Consider the following 19,661-nt stretch of genomic DNA (forward strand, 5'->3'; position numbering starts at 1 on the left):
AAAGCCCAGGCGGAGTTATGGCTCGGTGCGCAAGTGCGCCGGGGCGCGGGTGTGCCGAGCGCGGCACCATCGCGCACTGGCTGCCGGGCGGGAGAGGGGCGACACAGGGTCATCGCCGTCTGGTGTGCCACAACTCCGCCTCAACTGGAGGCGTCGAGTTACCAGCCGCGGATTCGCGCGGCACAGCGACGCGGGGGCCACAGCCCAGGCGGAGTTATGGCTCGGTGCGCAAGTGCGCCGGGCGCGGGTGTGCCGGAGCGCGGCACCACCGCGAGGAAGCTGCCGGGCGGGAGAGGGGCGACACAGGGTCATCGCCGTCTGGTGTGCCACAACTCCGCCTCAACTCGGGCCGTCGCGTACGCAGCCGCGGAATTGCAGGCCCTCGCCGAGATGCCAGGCACCCTCCAGGCGGAGTTGCGGCACGGGGGTGGGCTCGGCGAGGGCGAGACGGGGAGGCCGCAGGACGCGGAACCCGGGACGGGGAGGCCGCAGGACGCGGAAACCGAGGGCGGGGAGGCCGCGGGACGTGGAACCCGGGAGCGGGAGGCCGCAGGACTTGGAACCCGGGAGCGGGAGGCCGCAGAACGCGGAAACCCGGGGACGGAGAGGCCGCGGAACGCGGAACCCGGGAGCGGGAAGACCGAGGACCGCGGAACCCGAGGGCGGGAAGACCGAGGACCGCGGAACCCGAGGGCGGGAAGACCGAGGACCGCGGAACCCGGGAGCGGAGAGGCCGCGGGACGTGGAACCCGGGAGCGGAACGACCGACGGACCGGGAGGCCGAGGGCCAGGACGATCCGGGGGGCGCAGAGACTGGGGGCCTGGACGAGCCGGCGCGGGGAGGCCGCGGATAGGGTGTGCTGATGCAGCCTGTGATCCTGCGCACCGAGCGGCTGGTGCTGTCGGTGCCGACCGCCTCGGACGTCGATGCGATCTACGCGGCATGTCAGGATTCCGAGATCCAGCGGTTCACCACCGTGCCCTCACCGTACGACCGGCGCCACGCGGAGGGCTTCATCCCGCTGTCGGCGAAGCGATGGGCGACCGGGATCGAGGCGACCTGGGCGATCCGCGAGTCCGGCGCGCTGGCGGGCATCATCGGCCTGCACCGCCTCGGCGCGGGCGGGACTGGCGAGATCGGCTACTGGATGGCCCCGGCGTTCCGCGGCCGCGGGCTGCTGACCGAGGCGGCGCGGGCGGTCCTGGACTGGGGCTTCGGCTCCGGCGTCGGGACCTACGACCTCGACGGCCCGGACCTCACCCGCATCGAATGGCGGGCCGTGGTCGGCAACACCGCGTCGGCGCGTGTCGCACGCGCTCTCGGCTTCCGCTACGAGGGGACCCTCCGGCAGGCGCTGTCGAACTCGTTCGGCCGCGACGACGCATGGGTCGCGGGACTCTTGCGGACCGATGACCGGATGCCGCACCCCTGGCCGGTCCTGGACGACTGAACTTCCCGCCCCGCCGCCGATGGGCCGTGCGAGGATGGGCGCATGCCGGAGATGCCCGAAGTCCAGGGGCTCGTCGATTTCCTCCGCGGACGCGTGACGGGACTCACGATCACCCGCGCCACCGTCGCGAACATCGCCGCGCTGAAGACCTATGACCCGCCGATCACCGCGCTCGAGGGCGCCGAGATCACGGGCGCCGAACGGCACGGCAAGTTCATCGACCTGGCGACGACGAGCCCGACGGGCACACCCCACCTCGTCTTCCATCTCGCAAAGGCGGGATGGCTGCGCTGGACCGATCAGCTGTCGCCGACCCTCATCCGTCCCGGCAAGACGCCGATCGCGCTGCGGATCGCGCTCTCCGACGGGTCCGGCTTCGACCTGACCGAGGCAGGCACCAAGAAGTCGCTCGCCTACTCCGTCGTTCGCGACCCGCAGGACGTGCCGGGAATCGCCCGCCTCGGTCCCGACCCGCTGGATCCCGCCTTCACCCGCGAGACGCTCGCCGGGCTGATCGCCGGCCGCCGCACCCAGATCAAAGGGGTGCTGCGTGATCAGTCGATCCTCGCGGGGGTCGGGAACGCCTATTCGGACGAGATCCTGCACGACGCGAAGATGTCGCCCTACGCCTTGGCGGCCACGCTCACCGACGATGACATCGACCGCCTGTACGCCGCGATGACCTCGACGCTGACCAGCGCCGTGGCGGAGGCATCCGGGAAGCCTCCCGCCGATCTGAAGGACGCCAAGCGGCGCGGCATGCAGGTGCACGGTCGCCGCGGCGAGACGTGTCCGGTCTGCGGAGACACCGTGCGCAGCGTCTTCTTCGCCGACAACTCACTGGAGTACTGCCCGACCTGTCAGACCGGCGGCAAGATCCTCGCGGACCGTCGCCTCAGCCGGCTGTTGAAGTAGCCCTCAGGCGTCGTTCGTGCCCGCGAGGATCCGCGCGTCCTCGTCGACCCAGTCGAACGACTTCGTGACGGCCTTCCGCCACATCCGCACCCGGCGCTCGCGCTCCTCCTCGCCCATGCCCGGCTCGAAGCGCCGGCCCTCGCGCCAGTGCTCGCGCAGCTCATCGCGATCGCGCCAGACGCCGGTCGCCAGGCCGGCGGCGTAGGCGGCGCCGAGCGCCGTCGTCTCGATGACTTCGGGCCGCACCACGGGAATCCCGAGGATGTCGGCCTGGAACTGCATCATCAGCTCATCGCGCGAGCCGCCGCCGTCGACGCGCAGTTCGCTCAGGGCCGTCCCGGTGTCGGCGACGATCGCGTCGATCACGTCACGCGACTGGAACGCCGCCGCCTCCAGTGCGGCGCGGGCGATGTGCGCCTTGTTGACGTATCGCGTCAGACCGACCAGGGCACCCCGGGCGTCGGGTCGCCAGTAGGGGGCGAAGAGCCCGGAGAAGGCCGGCACGAAGTACGCGCCGCCGCTGTCGTCGACCGTCGAGGCCAGACGCGACACCTCAGGGGCCGAGGAGATGATGCCCAGGTTGTCGCGCAGCCACTGCACGAGCGACCCGGTCACCGCGATGGAGCCCTCGAGCGCGTAGCGGGCCGGCTCGTCGGCGCACTGGAAGGCGACCGTCGTGACGAGACCGTGCTCCGAGCGCACGATGTCGGTACCGGTGCTGACCAGCAGGAAGTTCCCCGTGCCGTAGGTGTTCTTCGACTGGCCGGCATCGAACGCGGCCTGGCCGAAGGTCGCCGCCTGCTGGTCGCCGAGGATGCCCGCGATCGGCACCCCTCGCGCGGCGACCGGTTCGCGCACCTCACCGAGGACGCCGGAAGACGGGACGATCTCGGGAAGCATCGACCGCGGGATCCCGAAGGCGGCGAGCAGCTCGTCGTCCCAGTCGAGGGTCTCCAGGTCCATCAGCAGTGTGCGGCTCGCGTTGGTGACATCGGTGACATGGATGCCGCTGCGTGTGTCTCCAGTCAGATTCCAGACCACCCACGTGTCAGGCGTGCCGAAGAGCAGGTGCCCGGCTTCGGCATCTGCGCGCGCGCCGGGAATGTGCTCGAGGATCCACGCGATCTTCGACGCGGAGAAATAGGTCGCCAGCGGGAGCCCGGTCTTCAAGGCGAACCGATCGGTGCCGCCGTCCTCGGCCAGTCGGTCGATGAACTGCTGGGTGCGGGTGTCCTGCCAGACGAGCGCGTTCGCGACGGGTCGCCCGGTGCGGCGGTCCCACACGATGGCCGTCTCACGCTGATTGGTGATGCCGAGGCCGGCGATGTCTCCCGCCGAGAGCCCGGCCGAATCCAGCGCGGTCGCGATCACCCATTGCGAGTTCGTCCAGATCTCGATCGGGTCGTGCTCGACCCAGCCGGCCCGCGGGAAGATCTGATCGTGCTCGCGCTGCGCGGTCGCCACGATCGCCCCATCGGAGTCGAACACGATTGCCCGCGTCGACGTCGTCCCCTGATCGAGCGCCAGCACGTGGGTGGCCGCCGGCCGCCCGGGCGAAGCAAGCCGACCGGGCACGGCGGACTGATCGGGCACAGCGGTATCAGGCACGGCTCTCCCTCGAGGCTCCCGCCGCACGCGCGGCTTCGGATCAGGCTATCGCGCGACTGAATCCCGATCGGCAGTGCTCGCGACCCACGTCGGATCCGCCGCGTGCACCGCCTCGAGCGCCCGTGACGCCTCAGCGCCGCACTGCGCGGCATCCCACCCCAGCACCGGCGCGATCGCCTCCGCCACCTCCTGGGCCGACTCCGCCGTCACCGCTCCGACGAAGGCGAGGCTCGTGCGGCGCAGCACCATGTCATCCGCGTGCTGAACGCTCTCGGTGCGGGCCAGATGCGCCAGCTCGGCCGTCGAATAGGACGGGATGCCGGCCAGCGGCCGGTCGGACGGGTCGGCGGCGATCGCTGCAAGGACCTCGCCCGCGACAGTGCCATAGCGATCCAGCAGCGTTGCGGCCCGCTCGAGCGGAAGCCCTGCACTGTTCTTGTCGATCCACTGACGTCGGGCGCGCTCGGTTCGGGGGTACCCGCGTCCGCCGCCGATGGGCACGCCCTTCGTGGAACGACGGCGCGGCTGCCCCAGCACCTCGAGCGCTCGGTCGGCGAGATGCTCGGCCGACGCACGGAACGTCGTCCACTTGCCGCCGACCAGGCTCAGCACGGTGGTCGGCGATCCGGCCGTCAGCGGTGCAGCCTCGATGCGGTAGTCGCGCGACACGAAGCCCGGTGCGAGATCGCCGTGCCCCGGGAGCGGCCGGACCCCGGCGAAGCGATAGACGATGCGTTCGCGCTCGACCGGGATGCCCGGCAGCACGTGACCCACCAGCTCGATGAAGTAGTCGACTTCGGCCTCGGTGCACACGATGCGATCGGCCATGTCGTGCTCGAGGTCGGTGGTCCCGACGAGCACGCGCCCCTTGAGCGGATAGATGAGGACGATCCGGCCGTCCTTGTGCTCGAAGAACAGCTCTCGTCCGCCGGTCGCCGCCAGCAGCTCGGGGTGATCGAGGACGATATGGGATCCCTTGGTGCCGCCCATGTAGGTGGTGGGGTCGCCGAGCGCGTCGTTGGTGACATCGGTCCACGGCCCGGACGCGTTGATGACGACCGCGGCCGCGAACGGCAGCTCCGCGCCGGTGGCCTGATCGCGCAGCACCACGCGATCGCCGGAGGTTCCCACCGCCGCCGTGTAGTTGGCCGAGCGCGCACGGTCGCCGCCGGCGGCCACGCCGTCGCGCATCACGTCGATCGCCAGACGCTCGGGATCGTGCAGCGAGGCATCCCAGTACGTCGCAGTGTACTTCACGGCCGGCGTGAGCTGGGGCAGTTCCTGCAGCGAGCGCCTGCGGCCGTGGAAGGCGTGTCGCGGCACCTTGCCGCTGCCGGCGACCGAGCCGCCGCGCGAGAAGGAGTCGTAGATCACGAGGCCGATCTTGATCAGCGCCGCGCCGCGCTCGCGATGCGCCCCGCCACCGTGGCGCAGGAACCGGAGCGGCGCGGTCAGCACACCGGAGAACGTCGAGAAGATCGGAATGGTCGTCTGCAGCGGGCGCACGAAGTGCGGCGCGATGCGCAGCAGCGCGTTGCGCTCGGTGACCGCCTCGTGGACGAGGCGGAACTCCCCGTTCTCCAGATACCGGATGCCGCCGTGGATCATGTGCGACGAGGCGGCCGACGCCCCGCTGACGAAGTCGCTGCGGTCGATCACGACCACATCGACGCCCTGCATCGCCAGATCGCGGAAGGTCGCCAGGCCGTTGATACCCCCGCCGATGATCAGGACGTCGGCGTAAGGACGCTCCGCCAGTGCGTCGAATCCCCGCGGTGCCGTATGCGTTCCAGACTGAGACATCATCCCCCCACTCCAGGCTACGTGGCGCCGGGATGGCGGGCGCCGCAGGCGGGTGGTTCGGCGGGATTCGTTGCGGTTTGTTCATGCGGAGACATGGAATGAATCGCCGGATGCCGCGTTGACTACACTCGAGAGCAGCAACGTGCTCCGGGGTCGGTGAGAATCCGAACCGGCGGTGACAGTCCGCGAGCCGAGGCATCAGCATCCGATCAAGATGCCGCCGAGGTTGAACCGGTGGAATTCCGGTACCGACGGTGATGCAGCAGGCGACTGCGGCAAGTCCGGATGGGAGGCAGCACGATCGGCGCCGCGCGCGCCGTCGACCGCCGTTACCCGGAGCCTGAACGAAGGAATCGGATGTCGGTGACCGACGCGGAACGCGAGGCGATGCGCCACGCGATCTCGCTCGCCCGCAACGGCCCCCGCGGGGTGAACCCGCAGGTCGGCGCCGTCCTGCTCTCCCCGACCGGCGAGATGCTCGCCGACGGCTGGCACCGCGGTGCCGGAACCGCGCACGCCGAGGTCGATGCGCTCTCGAAGCTGCAGCCGGGCCAGGCTCGCGGCGGGACCGCAGTGGTCACACTGGAGCCCTGCAACCACACCGGACGCACCGGGCCATGTTCGCTCGCGCTCATCGAGGCCGGAGTGGCGAGGGTCGTCTACGCGATCGCGGACCCAGGGGAACGCTCAGCCGGAGGCGCGGAGCGGCTGCGGGCCGCGGGCGTGGATGTCGAATCGGGCCTCTCCGCGGACGAGGCGACCGCACTCCTGGACTCGTGGCTGGCCGTACAGCGCCTCGGGCGCCCGCACGTCACCGTCAAATGGGCGCAGAGCCTGGACGGCCGGGCCGCGGCATCCGACGGCACGAGCCAGTGGATCACCGGAGCGGAGGCGCGCGGCGACGTGCACCGTCGCAGGGCGCAGGCCGATGCGATCGTCGTGGGCACGGGCACCGTCCTGGCCGATGACCCCGCGCTGACCGCGCGCCGAGCCGATGGTTCGCTCTTGGACGACCAGCCGATCCCGGTCGTCCTCGGGCGGCGCGATATTCCGGGTGGCGCCGCCGTGCACCGGCACCCGCGAAGACTCCTGCACCGCGACGGCGCGCATCTGCCGGCCGTCCTGCGTGAGCTTCGGGATCTCGGTGTCCAGCGCGTCTTCATCGAAGGCGGGCCGACCATCGCGAGCGCGTTCCTCCGCGAGCAGCTGGCCGACGAAGTGCTCGCCTATGTGGCGCCCGTGCTGCTCGGAGGCGACCGCCTCGTGATCGGCGACATCGGCGTCGGCACGATCACCGATGCCCGCCGACTCGCCGTGACATCGGTGGAGAAGCTCGGCGACGATCTGCTGATCGTCGCCACCCCTCGGCAGGAAGAGAAGGAAGTCTGATGTTCACCGGAATCGTCGAAGAGATCGGCTCCGTCACCGCGGTGGAGCCCTCGGGTGACGGCGTGCGCCTCACGGTCCGCGCGCCGAAGGCGGTCTCGGATGCCGCACACGGCGACTCCATCGCCGTCAGCGGCGTCTGCCTCACCGTCGTCGACCAGGGCGAGGACTGGTTCACCGCAGACGTGATGAAGCAGACGCTCGACATGTCCACCCTCGCCGGTGCGAGCGCGGGACGCGTCGTCAACCTGGAACGGGCGACCGCCGCCCACGGGCGCCTCGGCGGGCACATCGTGCAGGGTCACATCGACGGGACCGGCGAGATCCTCGAGGTGCGTCCGGGTGAGCAGTGGCGGGTGCTGCGCATCTCACTGCCGGCCGAGTTGGCGCCGCTGGTCGTCGATAAGGGATCGATCGCCGTCGACGGAGTCTCGCTGACCGTGAGCGATGCGAGTCCGGCCCCCGACCCTTCGACGGGCTCAGCGGCCTCCGAGGCGTGGTTCGAGGTCTCCCTCATCCCCGAGACGCTCGAGGCCACCACGCTCGGCCGGCGCGCTCCCGGAGATCGGGTGAACCTCGAGACCGACATCCTGGCGCGCCACGTGCAGCGCCTCCTCGCCTTCACGCCCGGCCGTTCCGGGTCGCACGATCCTGCGGCGGAGGCCGCACATACGGAAGGAGGCTCGCGATGAGCCTTTCCCCCATCTCCGATGCCCTCGACGCGCTGCGCGCGGGGCGACCTGTCATCGTCGCCGACGACGAGAACCGCGAGAACGAGGGCGATGTCATCCTCTCGGCGGAGCTCGCGACACCCGAATGGATCGCATGGACGGTGCGCTGGTCCAGCGGCTTCATCTGCGCCCCGATGCCGGCCGACTGGGCCGATCGCCTCGATCTGCCGCCCATGGTCGAGGTGAACGAGGATGCCCGCGGCACGGCCTACACCGTGAGCGTCGATGCTGCGACCGGCGTGTCGACGGGGATCAGCGCCACCGACCGAGCGCGCACCCTCAACGTCCTCGCCGATCCGGAGTCGACTCCCGCGAGCGTGATCCGCCCGGGACACGTGCTCCCCCTGCGGGCTGTGGACGGCGGCGTCCGCGAGCGCAGCGGGCACACCGAGGCCGCGGTCGAGCTGATGCGACTGGCCGGCCTGAAGCCGGTCGGCGCGATCGCGGAGATCGTCGCAGAGGACGGCTCGATGATGCGACTGCCCGGGCTGATCGAGCTCGGCGAGCGCGACGGCGTTCTCGTCATCACGATCGAACAGCTCATCGCCTACCTCGACGAGCACGAGCCGATCGATGCGACCAGGCCCGTGAGCCACCGCCGCCGGGTGAGCCTGCGCGCCGAGGCGAACGTCCCGACATCGCACGGCCAGTTCCGCTTCCTCGCCTACAAGGACCGGGTCACCGGCACGGATCACCTCGCCGTCATCTCCGGAGATCTTTCCGAGGACGCACCGCTGGTCCGCGTGCACTCCGAGTGCCTCACCGGCGAGGCGTTCGGGTCGCTCAAGTGCGAGTGCGGGCCGCAGCTGGAGGCAGCGCTGGACTCGATCGAACAGGACGGCGGCATCGTGATCTACATGCGCGGCCACGAGGGCCGCGGCATCGGGCTGATCAACAAGCTGCGCGCGTACAGTCTGCAGGAGCGGGGCCTGGACACGGTCGATGCCAACCTCGCCCTCGGACTCCCCGCCGATGCCCGCGACTATGCCGCGGCAGCGGGCATCCTGGCCGATCTGGGCATCGAGAAGGTGCGCCTGCTGACCAACAACACCGACAAGGTCGCGCAGCTGCGCAGCCTCGGGCTCGAGATCGTCGAGCAGGTGCCCCTCCTCGTCGGAGTCGGACCCAACAATCACCAGTACCTCTCCACGAAGCGGGACCGCATGGGCCACCTCATCGCCGAAGAAGACCTCACCGACGCGATCGCGCAGATGCACGACGCGGCCGCGACCTCGGGTGGAGCGAGCGCGTGAGCGGCAAGGGTGCGCCGATCACGGGCGGTACGGATGCCACAGGCCTGAAGATCGTCGTCGTGGCCGGCACCTGGCACGAGGTGATCACCGACGGCCTGATCGCCGGCGCCGAACGGACGCTCGAGGACTCGGGCGCGAGTTGGCAGCTCGTGCGCGTTCCCGGCTCGTTCGAGCTGGCGGTCGCGGCCCAGGCGGCGTTCGCGGCGGGGGCGGACGCGGTCGTGGCGCTGGGCGTCATCATCCGCGGCGGCACCCCGCACTTCGAGTACGTCTCGGCCGCGGCGACCGACGGGCTGACCCGTGTTGCCCTGGATGCCGGCAAGCCGGTCGGCTTCGGCCTGCTCACCCTCGACGACGAGCAGCAGGGGCTGGACCGTGCGGGCCTGCCCGGGTCGCACGAGGACAAGGGCGCGGAGGCGGCGGATGCGGCGATCCGCACGGCCCTGATCCTTCGCGCGCTGCGGTCCTGATTCGACGACTCCCGAAATCGGCGCGCTGCTCCGGCCCTGACCTGACGCGACGACGCCGCCCGGGATAGACTCATCACCCGTGTCAGATTCCCCCACAGTCACGGCAGCGTCCGCACCCGCCAACCCGCGATCGCGCGTCATCGCCGCGAGCCTGGTCGGCACGACGATCGAGTTCTACGACTTCTACGTCTACGCGACGGCAGCGGTGCTGGTCTTCCCGATCCTGTTCTTCCCGACCGGCAACGACACGACCGCCCTGCTGGCCTCGTTCGGCGTCTTCGGGGCAGCCATGATCGCCCGCCCGCTCGGCGCCGTCATCTTCGGCCACTTCGGCGACCGGTTCGGCCGCAAGGCGACCCTCGTGGCGTCGCTGCTGACCATGGGCATCGCGACCTTCCTCATCGGCTGCCTGCCGACCTTCGCCGACATCGGCTGGTGGGCGGCGCTGCTGCTGCTCATCCTGCGCCTCGCGCAGGGCTTCGCCCTGGGCGGCGAGTGGTCCGGTGCCGCGCTCGTCGCCACCGAGAACGCCCCCGCCGGCAAGCGCGCCTGGTACGGCACCTTCCCGCAGCTGGGTGCTCCATTGGGGTTCATCATCGCCAACAGCGTGTTCCTGGCGATCAACTTCCTGCTCCCGCACCCCGAGGGCGCCGGCCAGCGCTCGGCCGACTTCCTCGCGTGGGGCTGGCGGGTGCCGTTCCTGTTCTCGGCCGTCATGGTGATCATCGGACTGTGGGTGCGCCTGCGCCTGGTGGAGTCCGAGACGTTCGTCAAGGCCGAGGAGAAGGGCGCGATCCGCAAGTTCCCCCTCGGCACCGTGTTCCGCCGCCACTGGTGGCACCTGATCCTCGGCACGTTCATCATGCTGGCCACCTACGTGCTGTTCTACCTGATGACGAACTTCACCCTCTCGTACGGGACGAAGGCGGCCGACCTGTCCGCAGCGTCGGCCGCCGCCGCAGCGGCAGCCGACGCTGCGGGGAAGCCGTTCGATGCGACCGCCTTCGCGGCGCAGTTCTATCCGGGCCTCGGCTTCGGCTACACCGACTTCGTCATCATGCAGATCATCGGTGTGGTGTTCTTCGGCATCTTCACCCTGTTGTCCGGTCCGATTGCCGACGCCGTCGGGCGCCGCAAGCTGCTGCTGTGGGTGACCGGTGGGATCATCGTCTTCGGTCTGACGTTCAACCTCTTCCTGATGCCGCAGGTCGACCCGAAGTTCACCGGCGCGCTGACGCAGGCTTTCCTGATCTTCGGCTTCGTGCTCATGGGCTCGACGTTCGGACCGATGGGCGCGGTGCTGCCCGAACTCTTCCCCACGAACGTCCGCTACACCGGTTCGGCGATCTCGTACAACGTGTCCTCGATCCTCGGCGCCGCGCTCGCGCCGATCGTGGCGGTGGCGCTGTGGGCGGCATCCGGCGGCAGTCCGTGGCTGGTCGGCATCTACCTTTCGGTGATGGGGGTGCTGACCTTCATCGCGCTGCTGCTGGCGCCTGAGACGAAAGATGTCGACTACGACGAGGATCTCGGCGTGGAGCCGGTCGACCTCGGCCCTGGGATCACCGGATCGCTCTGAGTCGCGAGGCGTCGCGGCTCAGTCCAGGAACAGGGCGCGCAGTCGTTTCGTGGTGAAGATCACGCCGACGGCGATCATCACCACGTAGTACAGGACATGCCAGAGCATGCCCCAGTACAGGGCACCGGTGGTCAGACCGCGGACGAGTTCGACGCCGTGCCAGAGCGGGAAGATCTGCACGATCGTCTGGACGACCGGCGGGTACGCGGTGATCGGGAACAGCGTCGCCGAGAACAGGAACATCGGCAGCAGGATGAAGTTGATCCAGTCCATCTGCTGGAACGCCTTCATGTAGCTCGTGACCGCCATCCCGAGGCTCGCGAAGCCGAACGCGATGAGCAGCACGGCGGGGATCGCGAGGATCGCCGTCCACGCCAGGTTCAGACCCGCGATCTGCATGATGATCATGAACCCGGTGGCGTACAGGAGTCCGCGCAGCAGCGCGTAGAGGATCTCGCCCAGGGCGACATCCAGCGGTCCCAGCGACGTGGCGAGCATCCCCTCGTAGAGCCGGCCGTAATTGAGCTTGAAGAAGACGTTCCAGGTCGAGTCGTAGATGGCGCCGTTCATCGCCGAAACGGCCAGCAGCGCCGGCGCGATGTAGGCCGCGTACGGCACCGCCATGCCGCTGGTGGTCTCCACGTCGCCGACCAGCGCGCCGAGGCCGATGCCCATCGACAGGAGATACAGCACCGGCTCGAAGAAGCCCGAGAGCACGACCACCCAGCTGCTGCTGCGCGCCGCCAGGAGTCCACGCTGCACGACCGCACCGGGGTTGCCGGCATACAGCGCGCGGACTCCGCCGCGCCGGGCGATGGGCGCGGGAAGGGCTCGAGTCCGCTGGCCCTGGTCCCCGGGTCCCTGAGCCTGTCGGAGCGTCACTTCGCCAGCCTCCGCTCGAAGATGCGTCCCGCGATGATGGCCGCACCCACGCTCAGCACGAGCAGATACACGACGTGGACCACCGTGAGCCAGAACGGTTCGGACTGGCCGTAGGTCAGCATGCGTCCGAGCTCCGTCGCGTGCCAGAGCGGCGAGATCCATCCGATCCACTGGAGCCACAGCGGCAGGCTCATCAGGGGATAGAAGGTGCCGGAGAACAGGAACATCGGCATGAACACGAAGCGCTGCACGAGGGCGAACTGTCCCTTGTCCTCTTCGATGGAGGCGGCATATGCCATGTAGGGGATCCCGAAGGCGAGCCCGGCGAGGACGCCCACGAGGATCGAGATCCACCCGGTCGACGGGTCGGGGACAGCGCCGAAGATCCAGATGAAGAGGTAGTACCCGGCCGCCGCGAGGACGATGCGTGCACCGGCGCCCAGCACCACTCCGGCTGCGATCTGGCGGGAGGACAGCGGCGACGCGTTGAAGCCGTAGAAGTAGCGGCGCCACTTGAAACCGGCCACCACCGGATAGCTGAACTCCTCGCTCGCGACCGAGATCCCCGCAGTCATCAGCAGCGCGGGCGCCACGAACACGAGGTAGGGCACCTCCTGACCGGCAGCATCGGTGATCGGCGCCTGGATCAGGGCCGCGAGTCCGAGACCGAGCCCGAGGAGGTAGATGATCGGCTGGCCGAGCGCGCCCACGACGATCGTCCAGCCGTAGGCGCGCATCGCCCGGACCATGTGCTCGGTGACGTACCACGCGCCCCTGCCACGGGGTCTGCGCCCCCAGGCCATCGCCTCGGCCCGCAGCTCCTCCAGCGACGGGGCGGCGACGGATGTCGGCGACGGATCGTTCATTCGACCAGCGACCTTCCGGTGAGGCGCAGGAACACATCCTCCAGGCTCGAGCGGCGCACGAGCGAGGTGATCGGCTCGAGGCCGCGCTCGGTGACGCGCTCCAGAGCGGTCTCGCCGTTCTCGGTGTAGATCAGCACCCGATCGGGCAGCACCTCGACGCGGTCGCCGATCCCCTGCAGCTGCGGCCCGATCTGCTGATTGCGGTCGGAGCCGAACCGCACCTCGAGCACTTCGCGACTGGAGTGTTCGCGGATCAGCGAGGCGGGTGTGCCCTCGGCCATGATCCGGCCCTTGTCCACGACGATCAGCCGGTCGCACAGCTGCTCGGCCTCATCCATGTAGTGGGTTGTGAGTACGAGGGTCGTTCCGCGCTCCTTCAACCGGAACAGCCGGTCCCACAGCACGTGCCGGGCCTGCGGATCCAATCCGGTCGTCGGTTCGTCCAGCAGCAGGATCCGCGGGTCGTTGATCAGACCGCGTGCGATCGTCAGGCGCCGCTTCATCCCGCCGGAGAGCTGTTCGACCTTGCTCTTGGCCTTGTCCTCGAGCGCGGCGAACGCGAGCAGCTCGTCGGCCTTCTGGTGGCAGACCTTCGCGGACAGGCCGAAGTACCGGCCGTAGATGAAGAGGTTCTCGCGAGCGTTCAACTCGCCGTCCAGGTTGTCCTGCTGCGGCACGACGCCCAGGCGCGAGCGGATCTCCGGCCCGTACTGATCCGGATCGAGGCCGAGGATCTCCAGCTCGCCGGACGAGCGCGTCGAGACGGCGCCGATCATCTTCATGGTCGTGGACTTGCCGGCCCCGTTCGGGCCGAGCAGCCCGAACGACTCGCCCGGCGCGACCTCGAAGGACAGTCCGTCGACGGCGACGACGTCGGGTTTGCCCTTCACCGGATACGACTTCTCGAGGCGCTCGGCGCGGATGACGGCTTCTGGCACTCGAAGAGCATAGTCCCGGGCTCCGACGCCGTTTCGGACGAGATTGTCAACGAGAATTGACACGTCGACGAGTGTCAATTACGGTTGACACTCGGATGCCGCGGCCCGCGGCATCCGCTCTCGAAAGGTGTTCCCGTGAGTGGCGATGACATCCGCACCCTGATCGGCGCGGCCCCCGAGGGGGCGCCGATCGCCGAACTGCATCGGCTCGCGGCCGTGCGGCGCGAACTCGCCCGGGCCGAAGAGGTGCAGGTGCGTCGCGCGCGCAACCTCGGCTACTCGTGGCAGGCGATCGCGGCGGCGCTGGGCGTGTCCAGGCAGGCCGCTCACAAGAAGTACGGTCGGAAGTGACCATCGAGCAACCCGAGGTGCATCCCGTGTCTGAAACCCCCACCCGCCGACGAGGTCGCAGGATTCCGGATGGCCCGCGCGCATCGTTCCGGCAACTGCTGCCCTTCATCTTCGAGCACAAGCGCACGCTCGTGGTCGTCGCCGCCCTGAGCGTGCTCGGCGCCCTGGCCACCCTCGCGCAGCCCCTCCTGGTCGGTTCGGTCATCGAGCGGGTGCAGCTCGGCGAAACCCTGGGATCGCTGGTGTGGGTCCTCGTCGGGCTCGTCGTGGCGTCGTCGATCATCTCGGGCTATCAGCACTACCTCCTGCAGCGCACCGGCACGGCTGTCGTGTACTCCAGCCGGCGGAAGCTGATCGCGCGGATCCTGCACCTCCCGATCAGCGAGTTCGACGCGCGCCGCACCGGCGATCTCGTCTCGCGTGTCGGGACCGACACCACGCTGCTGTACGCCGTGCTGACGCAGGGGCTGGCGGATGCCGTCGGCAACGCGCTGATCTTCGTCGGCGCGCTGGTGGCCATGGCGGTGATCGATCCGATCCTCCTGCTGCTGATCATCGTCGTGATCGGCGTCTCGGTCGTGGTGGTGGTGCTGCTCAGCGGCCGGATCCGGACCGCGTCCACGCAGCAGCAGGAGAAGGTCGGCGAGCTCGCCTCGGGTGTCGAACGGGCCGTCGGGTCCATCCGCACGGTGCGCGCATCCGGCGCGACCGAGCGCGAAGTGGCCTCGGTCAGCGGGCTCGCGACCGAGGCGTACGCGGTGGGCGTGCGGATCGCGAAGGTCTCGGCCCTCGTCGTGCCGATCGCGGGCATCGCGCTGCAGGTGTCGCTGCTGGTGGTGCTGGGCGTCGGCGGTTTCCGGGTCGCCTCCGGCGCGATCACGATCGCGTCGCTGGTGACCTTCATCATGTTCCTGTTCCTGATGATCGCCCCGCTCGGCTCGACGTTCGGCGCGATCACCTCGGTGAACCAGGCGCTGGGAGCACTGGGGCGGATCCAGGAGGTTCTGGACCTGCCCACCGAATCGCAGCACGACATCGAGGCCGGCGCAGTCGGTGGAGGCGCGACGCTTCGGCAGGCGCAGGGACCGGAGGGTGCCGCGCAGGGACCGGGGGCGCAGGGTCCTGCGGACGCACCGGCGATCGCGTTCCGCGACGTACGCTTCCGCTACCCGGAGAACGTGGTCGCCGCGCGCGCGGCAGCCGCACGCGAGGCGCGCACCGTCCTCGAGCAGGCGCACCTCGAGCGCGCCGCCGACGACGTCGCGACCGACCCCGCCGCCGCGCCGGATCGCGATGTGCTCCGCGGCGTCTCGTTCGAGGTCGCCAGGGGATCACGCGTGGCACTGGTCGGCCCGAGCGGTGCGGGCAAGAGCACGATCCTCTCCCTCATCGAGCGCTTCTACGACGCGACCGGCGGGACCATCGAGCTGGCCGGTCGCGACATCCGCTCCCTGGATCGCGCGCAGCTGCGGGCCCAGTTCGGCTACGTCGAGCAGGACGCCCCCACCCTGGCCGGCACGATCGCCGACAATCTGCGGCTCGCATCGCCCGAGGCATCCGATTCCGACTGCGAACGGGTGCTGCACGCCGTCAACCTCACCGAGGTTCTGGAGCGCAACCCGCTGGGCCTGCAGGCACCGGTGGGCGAGGACGGAGTGATGCTCTCCGGCGGAGAGCGCCAGCGGCTGGCGATCGCGCGTGCGCTGCTGGCCGCGCCGCCGATCCTGCTGCTGGACGAGTCGACCTCGTCGCTGGACGGGGTGAACGAGCAGCGGATGCGCGATGCCATCGATGCGGTGGCCACCGGGCGGACGCTCATCGTGATCGCGCACCGACTGTCGACGGTCGTCGACAGCGACCGCATCGTGGTGCTCGATCACGGCACGGTGCTCGGCGAAGGGACGCACTCCGAGCTCGTCGAGTCGACCCCGCTGTATCGAGACCTCGCGAGGCACCAGCTGCTGGTGTGACCCGGCGCCGACGGAATCAGGCGCGCTCGAGGCGGTAGCGCAGCGCCGACAACTCGGCCTGCAGCGGGGCCGGGATGCGCCCGTCGAAGGTGTCGTAGAACTCCTGGGTCAGTTCGGTCTCTCGCAGCCACGACTCACGGTCGACGGCGAACAGCTCGTCGAGATCGGCCTGCGGCACGTCGATGCCGGACAGGTCCAGATCCTCGCTGCGCGGCAGGCGTCCGATCGGCGTCTCGACGGAGGCGACCTCACCGTCGATGCGACGGATGATCCAGTCGATCACGCGGGCGTTGTCACCGAATCCGGGCCACAGGAACCGGCCGTCCGAGCCCTTGCGGAACCAGTTGACCTGGAAGATGCGCGGCGCGCGGTCGAAACGCAGCTTCGAGCCGACCTTGAGCCAGTGGCCGAAGTAGTCCGCCATGTTGTAGCCGCAGAACGGCAGCATCGCGAACGGGTCGCGGCGCAATTCGCCCACCGTCCCTTCGGCAGCCGCAGTGCGCTCGGAGGAGATCGTCGAGCCGAGGAACACCCCGTGGGTCCAGTCGGTCGCCTCGAGGACCAGCGGGACGTTGGTGGCGCGGCGACCGCCGAACAGGATGACGTCCAGGGGCACGCCCTGCGGCGCCTCCCAATCGTCGGCGATCTGCGGGCACTGCGCAGCGCCCACGGTGAACCGTGAGTTCGGGTGGGCGGCGGGGCGGCCCATCGCGGGCGTCCACGGGTTGCCCTCCCAGTCGGTGAGCTCGGCGGGCGCCTCATCGGTCAGGCCCTCCCACCACACGTCCCCGTCCGGGCGCAGCGCCACGTTGGTGAAGATGGTGTTGCCCCACAGGGTCTCCACGGCCGCGACGTTGGTCGACTCGCCGGTTCCGGGTGCGACGCCGAAGAAGCCGGCCTCGGGGTTGATCGCCCACAGGCGTCCGTCCTCGCCGGGGCGCAGCCACGCGATGTCATCACCCAGCGTCTCCACGCGCCAGCCGGGGATCGTCGGGCGCAGCATGGCGAGGTTCGTCTTCCCGCACGCCGAGGGGAAGGCGGCGGCCACGTGGTAGGCGCGACCGGCGGGGTCGATCACACGGATCAGGAGCATGTGCTCGGCAAGCCACCCCTCGTCGCGACCGATGACCGACGCGATGCGCAGCGCGAAGCACTTCTTCGCGAGGATCGCGTTGCCGCCGTATCCCGATCCGTACGACCAGACCTCGAGCGTCTCGGGGTAGTGGACGATGTACTTCTCGTCGTTGCACGGCCACGCGGCATCCTGCTCCCCCGGCTGAAGCGGGGCGCCCACCGAGTGGACGGTCTTGACCCAGGCGGCTCCGCCGGCGATCTCGCGCAGCACATCGGCGCCGACGCGGGTCATGATGCCGATCGAGGTGACCGCGTAGGCGCTGTCGGTCACCTGGACCCCGATGTGGGACAGGGGTCCGCCGACCGGACCCATCGAGAACGGGACGACGTACATCGTGCGCCCCTTCATGCTCCCCTCGAACAGCGGCTGCAACGTCGCACGCATCTCGGCCGGCTGCGCCCAGTTGTTGGTCGGACCCGCATCCTGCTCGCGCTCGGAGGCGATGAACGTGCGTCCTTCCGTGCGGGCGACATCGCTCGGGTGCGAGCGGGCGAGGTACGAGCCGGGACGCCACTCGGGGTTGAGCTTGATCAGCTTGCCCTCGTCGACCATCTCGCGCAGCAGCGCGTCGTTCTCGGCGCGCGAGCCGTCGACCCAGTGGATGCGATCCGGCTGCGTCAGCGCGGCGATCTCGTCGACCCAGTCGAGGAGATCGGCCATGCCCGCGCCATCGACTGCGGGACGCCGGCCGTAGGCATCGGTCGTGTTCACCGGCGGACGGATGCCGGTGGGCGCGGATCGCGTGAAGATGTCGGCCAGTGCCATGGGGGCTCTCCTCGAGGTCAGATTCTCGCTGTTCCTCCACTATCCGGCGATCAGAGCCTGGTTTACCGACTTCCTGCCTCACAAGATTCGTACTTCTTTCGATATGCTTCAGAAATGCCGTCGACCTCGATCGAACTGTCCACACTGGGCCACCGCATCCGCCACCAGCGCGTCTCACGCGGGTACACGCTGGACGAACTGGGCGAGCTCGTCGGAGTCGCGGGGAGTCAGCTGAGTCTCATCGAGAACGGCAAGCGCGAGCCGAAACTCTCCCTCCTGCAGGCGATCGCCGGCGCCACCGGGGTCGAGGTCACCGACCTGCTCAGCAATGAGCCTCCCAATCGTCGCGCCGCGCTGGAGATCGAACTCGAACGCGCGCAGTCGAGCTCGGTCTTCCATCAACTCGGCATCCCGGCCGTCCGGGTGACCAAGGGCATCTCGGACGAGGCGATCGAAGCGATCCTCGGCCTGCACCGCGAGCTGCAGCGCCGTGAACGCGAGGCCATCGCCACTCCCGAGGAGGCCCGGCGCGCCAACACCGAACTGCGGCTGATGATGCGCGAGCGCAACAACTACCGCCCAGACATCGAACAGCTCGCCGAGAAGCAGCTCAAAGCCGCCGGACATGTGTCGGGAGCCCTCACGCACCGCAGCGTGAGCCTCATGGCGGAGCAGCTCGGCTTCGAACTGCTCTACGTGAGCGATCTGCCGCACTCGGCGCGGTCGGTCACCGACATCGAGCACGGCCGCATCTACCTGCCGCCGGCATCGATCCCCGGCGGCCACGGGCTGCGCTCGATGGCGCTGCAGGCGATGGCGCACCGGCTCCTCGGACACGAGCGCCCCACCGACTACGCCGACTTCCTTCAGCAGCGCCTGGAGATCAACTACTACGCGGCGTGCTGCCTCATGCCCGAAGCGGCCTCGGTCGCCTTCCTCGCGCAGGCGAAGAAGGATCGGAACCTCGCGGTGGAGGACTTCCGCGACGCGTTCGGCGTCACGCACGAGGCCGCCGGCATGCGGCTGACCAACCTGCTCACGACGCACTTCGGCATCCCGCTGCACTTCCTGCGCGTGGACGGATCCGGCGCCATCTCCCGCGTGTTCGAGAACGACGATCTGCCCGTCCCGCGCGATGTCACCGGCTCGGTGGAAGGGCAGATCGTCTGCCGGAAATGGTCGGCGCGCGCCGCGTTCTCCGAGCAGAACCGCACGACCGAGCACTACCAGTACACCGACACACCTGCGGGCACCTACTGGTGCTCGACGCAGACGGGATCGACGTCGGACGGGGAATTCTCCATCACCGTGGGCGTCCCCTTCGACGACGCCAAATGGTTCCGCGGGCGCGAGAGCGTCACCCGTGCGGTCTCGACCTGCCCCGACGAGTCGTGCTGCCGGCGCCCGCCCGCCGAGGTCGCCGCCCGATGGCAGGGCAAGGCGTGGCCGAGCGCGCGCGTGCACATGCAGATGTTCTCCCCGCTGCCGCGCGGGGCGTTCCCTGGCGTGGACGACAACGAGGTCTACGCCTTCCTCGACCGGCACGCCTGAGGCGCGG

16 protein-coding genes and 1 riboswitch are annotated in these 19,661 nt (G+C 69.6%); of the genes, 10 read left to right on the plus strand and 6 right to left on the minus strand.

Features of this window, described 5'->3' with window-relative positions; genetic code table 11:
* Positions 1–863 precede the first annotated feature (863 nt).
* Positions 864–1,451 carry a GNAT family N-acetyltransferase gene (locus BLT19_RS15915; protein WP_091494236.1) on the plus strand — a complete coding sequence of 196 codons (588 nt, stop codon included), beginning with the start codon at positions 864–866 and terminating at the stop codon, positions 1,449–1,451.
* 42 nt (positions 1,452–1,493) lie between these two features.
* Complete coding sequence (locus BLT19_RS15920) at positions 1,494–2,366, plus strand: Fpg/Nei family DNA glycosylase (RefSeq protein ID WP_091492285.1); 873 nt, start codon at positions 1,494–1,496, stop codon at positions 2,364–2,366.
* A gap of 3 nt (positions 2,367–2,369) precedes the next feature.
* Here BLT19_RS15920 and glpK read toward each other — a convergent pair whose 3' ends face one another.
* Both glpK and BLT19_RS15930 read right to left on the minus strand, forming a co-directional pair.
* Complete coding sequence (gene glpK, locus BLT19_RS15925) at positions 2,370–3,941, minus strand: glycerol kinase GlpK (protein WP_172825709.1); 1,572 nt, start codon at positions 3,939–3,941, stop codon at positions 2,370–2,372.
* A 78-nt stretch (positions 3,942–4,019) separates the two neighbouring features.
* Entirely contained in the window at positions 4,020–5,780 is a 1,761-nt protein-coding gene (locus BLT19_RS15930; protein ID WP_231917692.1) for a glycerol-3-phosphate dehydrogenase/oxidase, read from the minus strand.
* 136 nt (positions 5,781–5,916) lie between these two features.
* A riboswitch (FMN riboswitch) is annotated at positions 5,917–6,079 on the plus strand.
* Between the two features lie 55 nt (positions 6,080–6,134).
* Between BLT19_RS15930 and ribD the strand changes: the two genes are divergently transcribed.
* From ribD to BLT19_RS15955, 5 genes are all read left to right on the plus strand, one after another.
* Positions 6,135–7,166: a bifunctional diaminohydroxyphosphoribosylaminopyrimidine deaminase/5-amino-6-(5-phosphoribosylamino)uracil reductase RibD gene (ribD, locus tag BLT19_RS15935; RefSeq protein WP_091492290.1), complete on the plus strand. Its 1,032-nt coding sequence runs from the start codon at positions 6,135–6,137 to the stop codon at positions 7,164–7,166.
* Complete coding sequence (locus tag BLT19_RS15940; RefSeq protein ID WP_091492293.1) at positions 7,166–7,855, plus strand: riboflavin synthase; 690 nt, start codon at positions 7,166–7,168, stop codon at positions 7,853–7,855. The genes ribD and BLT19_RS15940 overlap by 1 nt, the downstream gene beginning before the upstream one ends.
* Complete coding sequence (gene ribA, locus BLT19_RS15945) at positions 7,852–9,147, plus strand: GTP cyclohydrolase II (RefSeq protein WP_091492295.1); 1,296 nt, start codon at positions 7,852–7,854, stop codon at positions 9,145–9,147. The genes BLT19_RS15940 and ribA overlap by 4 nt, the downstream gene beginning before the upstream one ends.
* A complete protein-coding gene (gene ribH / locus BLT19_RS15950; protein ID WP_091492298.1) occupies positions 9,144–9,617 on the plus strand; it encodes a 6,7-dimethyl-8-ribityllumazine synthase in 474 nt (157 codons plus the stop codon). Before ribA ends, ribH begins: the two co-directional genes overlap by 4 nt.
* A 79-nt stretch (positions 9,618–9,696) precedes the next feature.
* Positions 9,697–11,196, plus strand: a complete 1,500-nt coding sequence (locus BLT19_RS15955) for an MFS transporter (RefSeq protein WP_091492301.1) — start codon at positions 9,697–9,699, stop codon at positions 11,194–11,196.
* Positions 11,197–11,214: 18 nt separating this feature from the next.
* On the opposite strand, the gene BLT19_RS15960 is transcribed toward BLT19_RS15955, so the two are convergent.
* From BLT19_RS15960 to BLT19_RS15970, 3 genes are all read right to left on the minus strand, one after another.
* Complete coding sequence (locus BLT19_RS15960; RefSeq protein WP_091494246.1) at positions 11,215–12,012, minus strand: ABC transporter permease; 798 nt, start codon at positions 12,010–12,012, stop codon at positions 11,215–11,217.
* A gap of 62 nt (positions 12,013–12,074) precedes the next feature.
* A complete protein-coding gene (locus tag BLT19_RS15965) occupies positions 12,075–12,944 on the minus strand; it encodes an ABC transporter permease (RefSeq protein WP_091492303.1) in 870 nt (289 codons plus the stop codon).
* On the minus strand, positions 12,941–13,882 hold the full coding sequence (locus BLT19_RS15970) for an ABC transporter ATP-binding protein (protein ID WP_091492305.1): 942 nt from the start codon (positions 13,880–13,882) through the stop codon (positions 12,941–12,943). Before BLT19_RS15970 ends, BLT19_RS15965 begins: the two co-directional genes overlap by 4 nt.
* Positions 13,883–14,017: 135 nt before the next feature.
* On the opposite strand from BLT19_RS15970, the gene BLT19_RS15975 reads away from it, so the two are divergent.
* Both BLT19_RS15975 and BLT19_RS15980 read left to right on the plus strand, forming a co-directional pair.
* Positions 14,018–14,233: an AsnC family protein gene (locus BLT19_RS15975; RefSeq protein ID WP_407939799.1), complete on the plus strand. Its 216-nt coding sequence runs from the start codon at positions 14,018–14,020 to the stop codon at positions 14,231–14,233.
* A gap of 26 nt (positions 14,234–14,259) precedes the next feature.
* On the plus strand, positions 14,260–16,203 hold the full coding sequence (locus tag BLT19_RS15980) for an ABC transporter ATP-binding protein (protein ID WP_091494252.1): 1,944 nt from the start codon (positions 14,260–14,262) through the stop codon (positions 16,201–16,203).
* Between the two features lie 16 nt (positions 16,204–16,219).
* Here the strand turns inward: BLT19_RS15980 and BLT19_RS15985 are convergent, their stop codons facing one another.
* The gene (locus BLT19_RS15985; RefSeq protein WP_091492308.1) at positions 16,220–18,103 is read right to left on the minus strand and encodes a phosphoenolpyruvate carboxykinase (GTP); all 1,884 of its coding nucleotides are present in this window, start codon (positions 18,101–18,103) and stop codon (positions 16,220–16,222) included.
* A 114-nt stretch (positions 18,104–18,217) separates the two neighbouring features.
* Here BLT19_RS15985 and BLT19_RS15990 point away from each other — a divergent pair, with 114 nt between their 5' ends.
* Entirely contained in the window at positions 18,218–19,654 is a 1,437-nt protein-coding gene (locus BLT19_RS15990) for an XRE family transcriptional regulator (protein WP_091492311.1), read from the plus strand.
* Positions 19,655–19,661: the final 7 nt, after the last annotated feature.

The organism is Microbacterium pygmaeum (genome assembly GCF_900100885.1).
Lineage (GTDB): Bacteria > Actinomycetota > Actinomycetes > Actinomycetales > Microbacteriaceae > Microbacterium > Microbacterium pygmaeum.

Excerpts from the sequence above, each read along its gene's own strand:
- BLT19_RS15915 (WP_091494236.1), top strand. The coding sequence starts at position 864 with ATGCAGCCTGTGATCCTGCGCACCGAGCGGCTGGTGCTGTCGGTGCCG.
- BLT19_RS15920 (WP_091492285.1), top strand. The coding sequence starts at position 1,494 with ATGCCGGAGATGCCCGAAGTCCAGGGGCTCGTCGATTTCCTCCGCGGA.
- BLT19_RS15930 (WP_231917692.1), bottom strand. The coding sequence starts at position 5,780 with ATGATGTCTCAGTCTGGAACGCATACGGCACCGCGGGGATTCGACGCA.
- ribD (WP_091492290.1), top strand. The coding sequence starts at position 6,135 with ATGTCGGTGACCGACGCGGAACGCGAGGCGATGCGCCACGCGATCTCG.
- BLT19_RS15940 (WP_091492293.1), top strand. The coding sequence starts at position 7,166 with ATGTTCACCGGAATCGTCGAAGAGATCGGCTCCGTCACCGCGGTGGAG.
- ribA (WP_091492295.1), top strand. The coding sequence starts at position 7,852 with ATGAGCCTTTCCCCCATCTCCGATGCCCTCGACGCGCTGCGCGCGGGG.
- BLT19_RS15965 (WP_091492303.1), bottom strand. The coding sequence starts at position 12,944 with ATGAACGATCCGTCGCCGACATCCGTCGCCGCCCCGTCGCTGGAGGAG.
- BLT19_RS15985 (WP_091492308.1), bottom strand. The coding sequence starts at position 18,103 with ATGGCACTGGCCGACATCTTCACGCGATCCGCGCCCACCGGCATCCGT.
- BLT19_RS15990 (WP_091492311.1), top strand. The coding sequence starts at position 18,218 with ATGCCGTCGACCTCGATCGAACTGTCCACACTGGGCCACCGCATCCGC.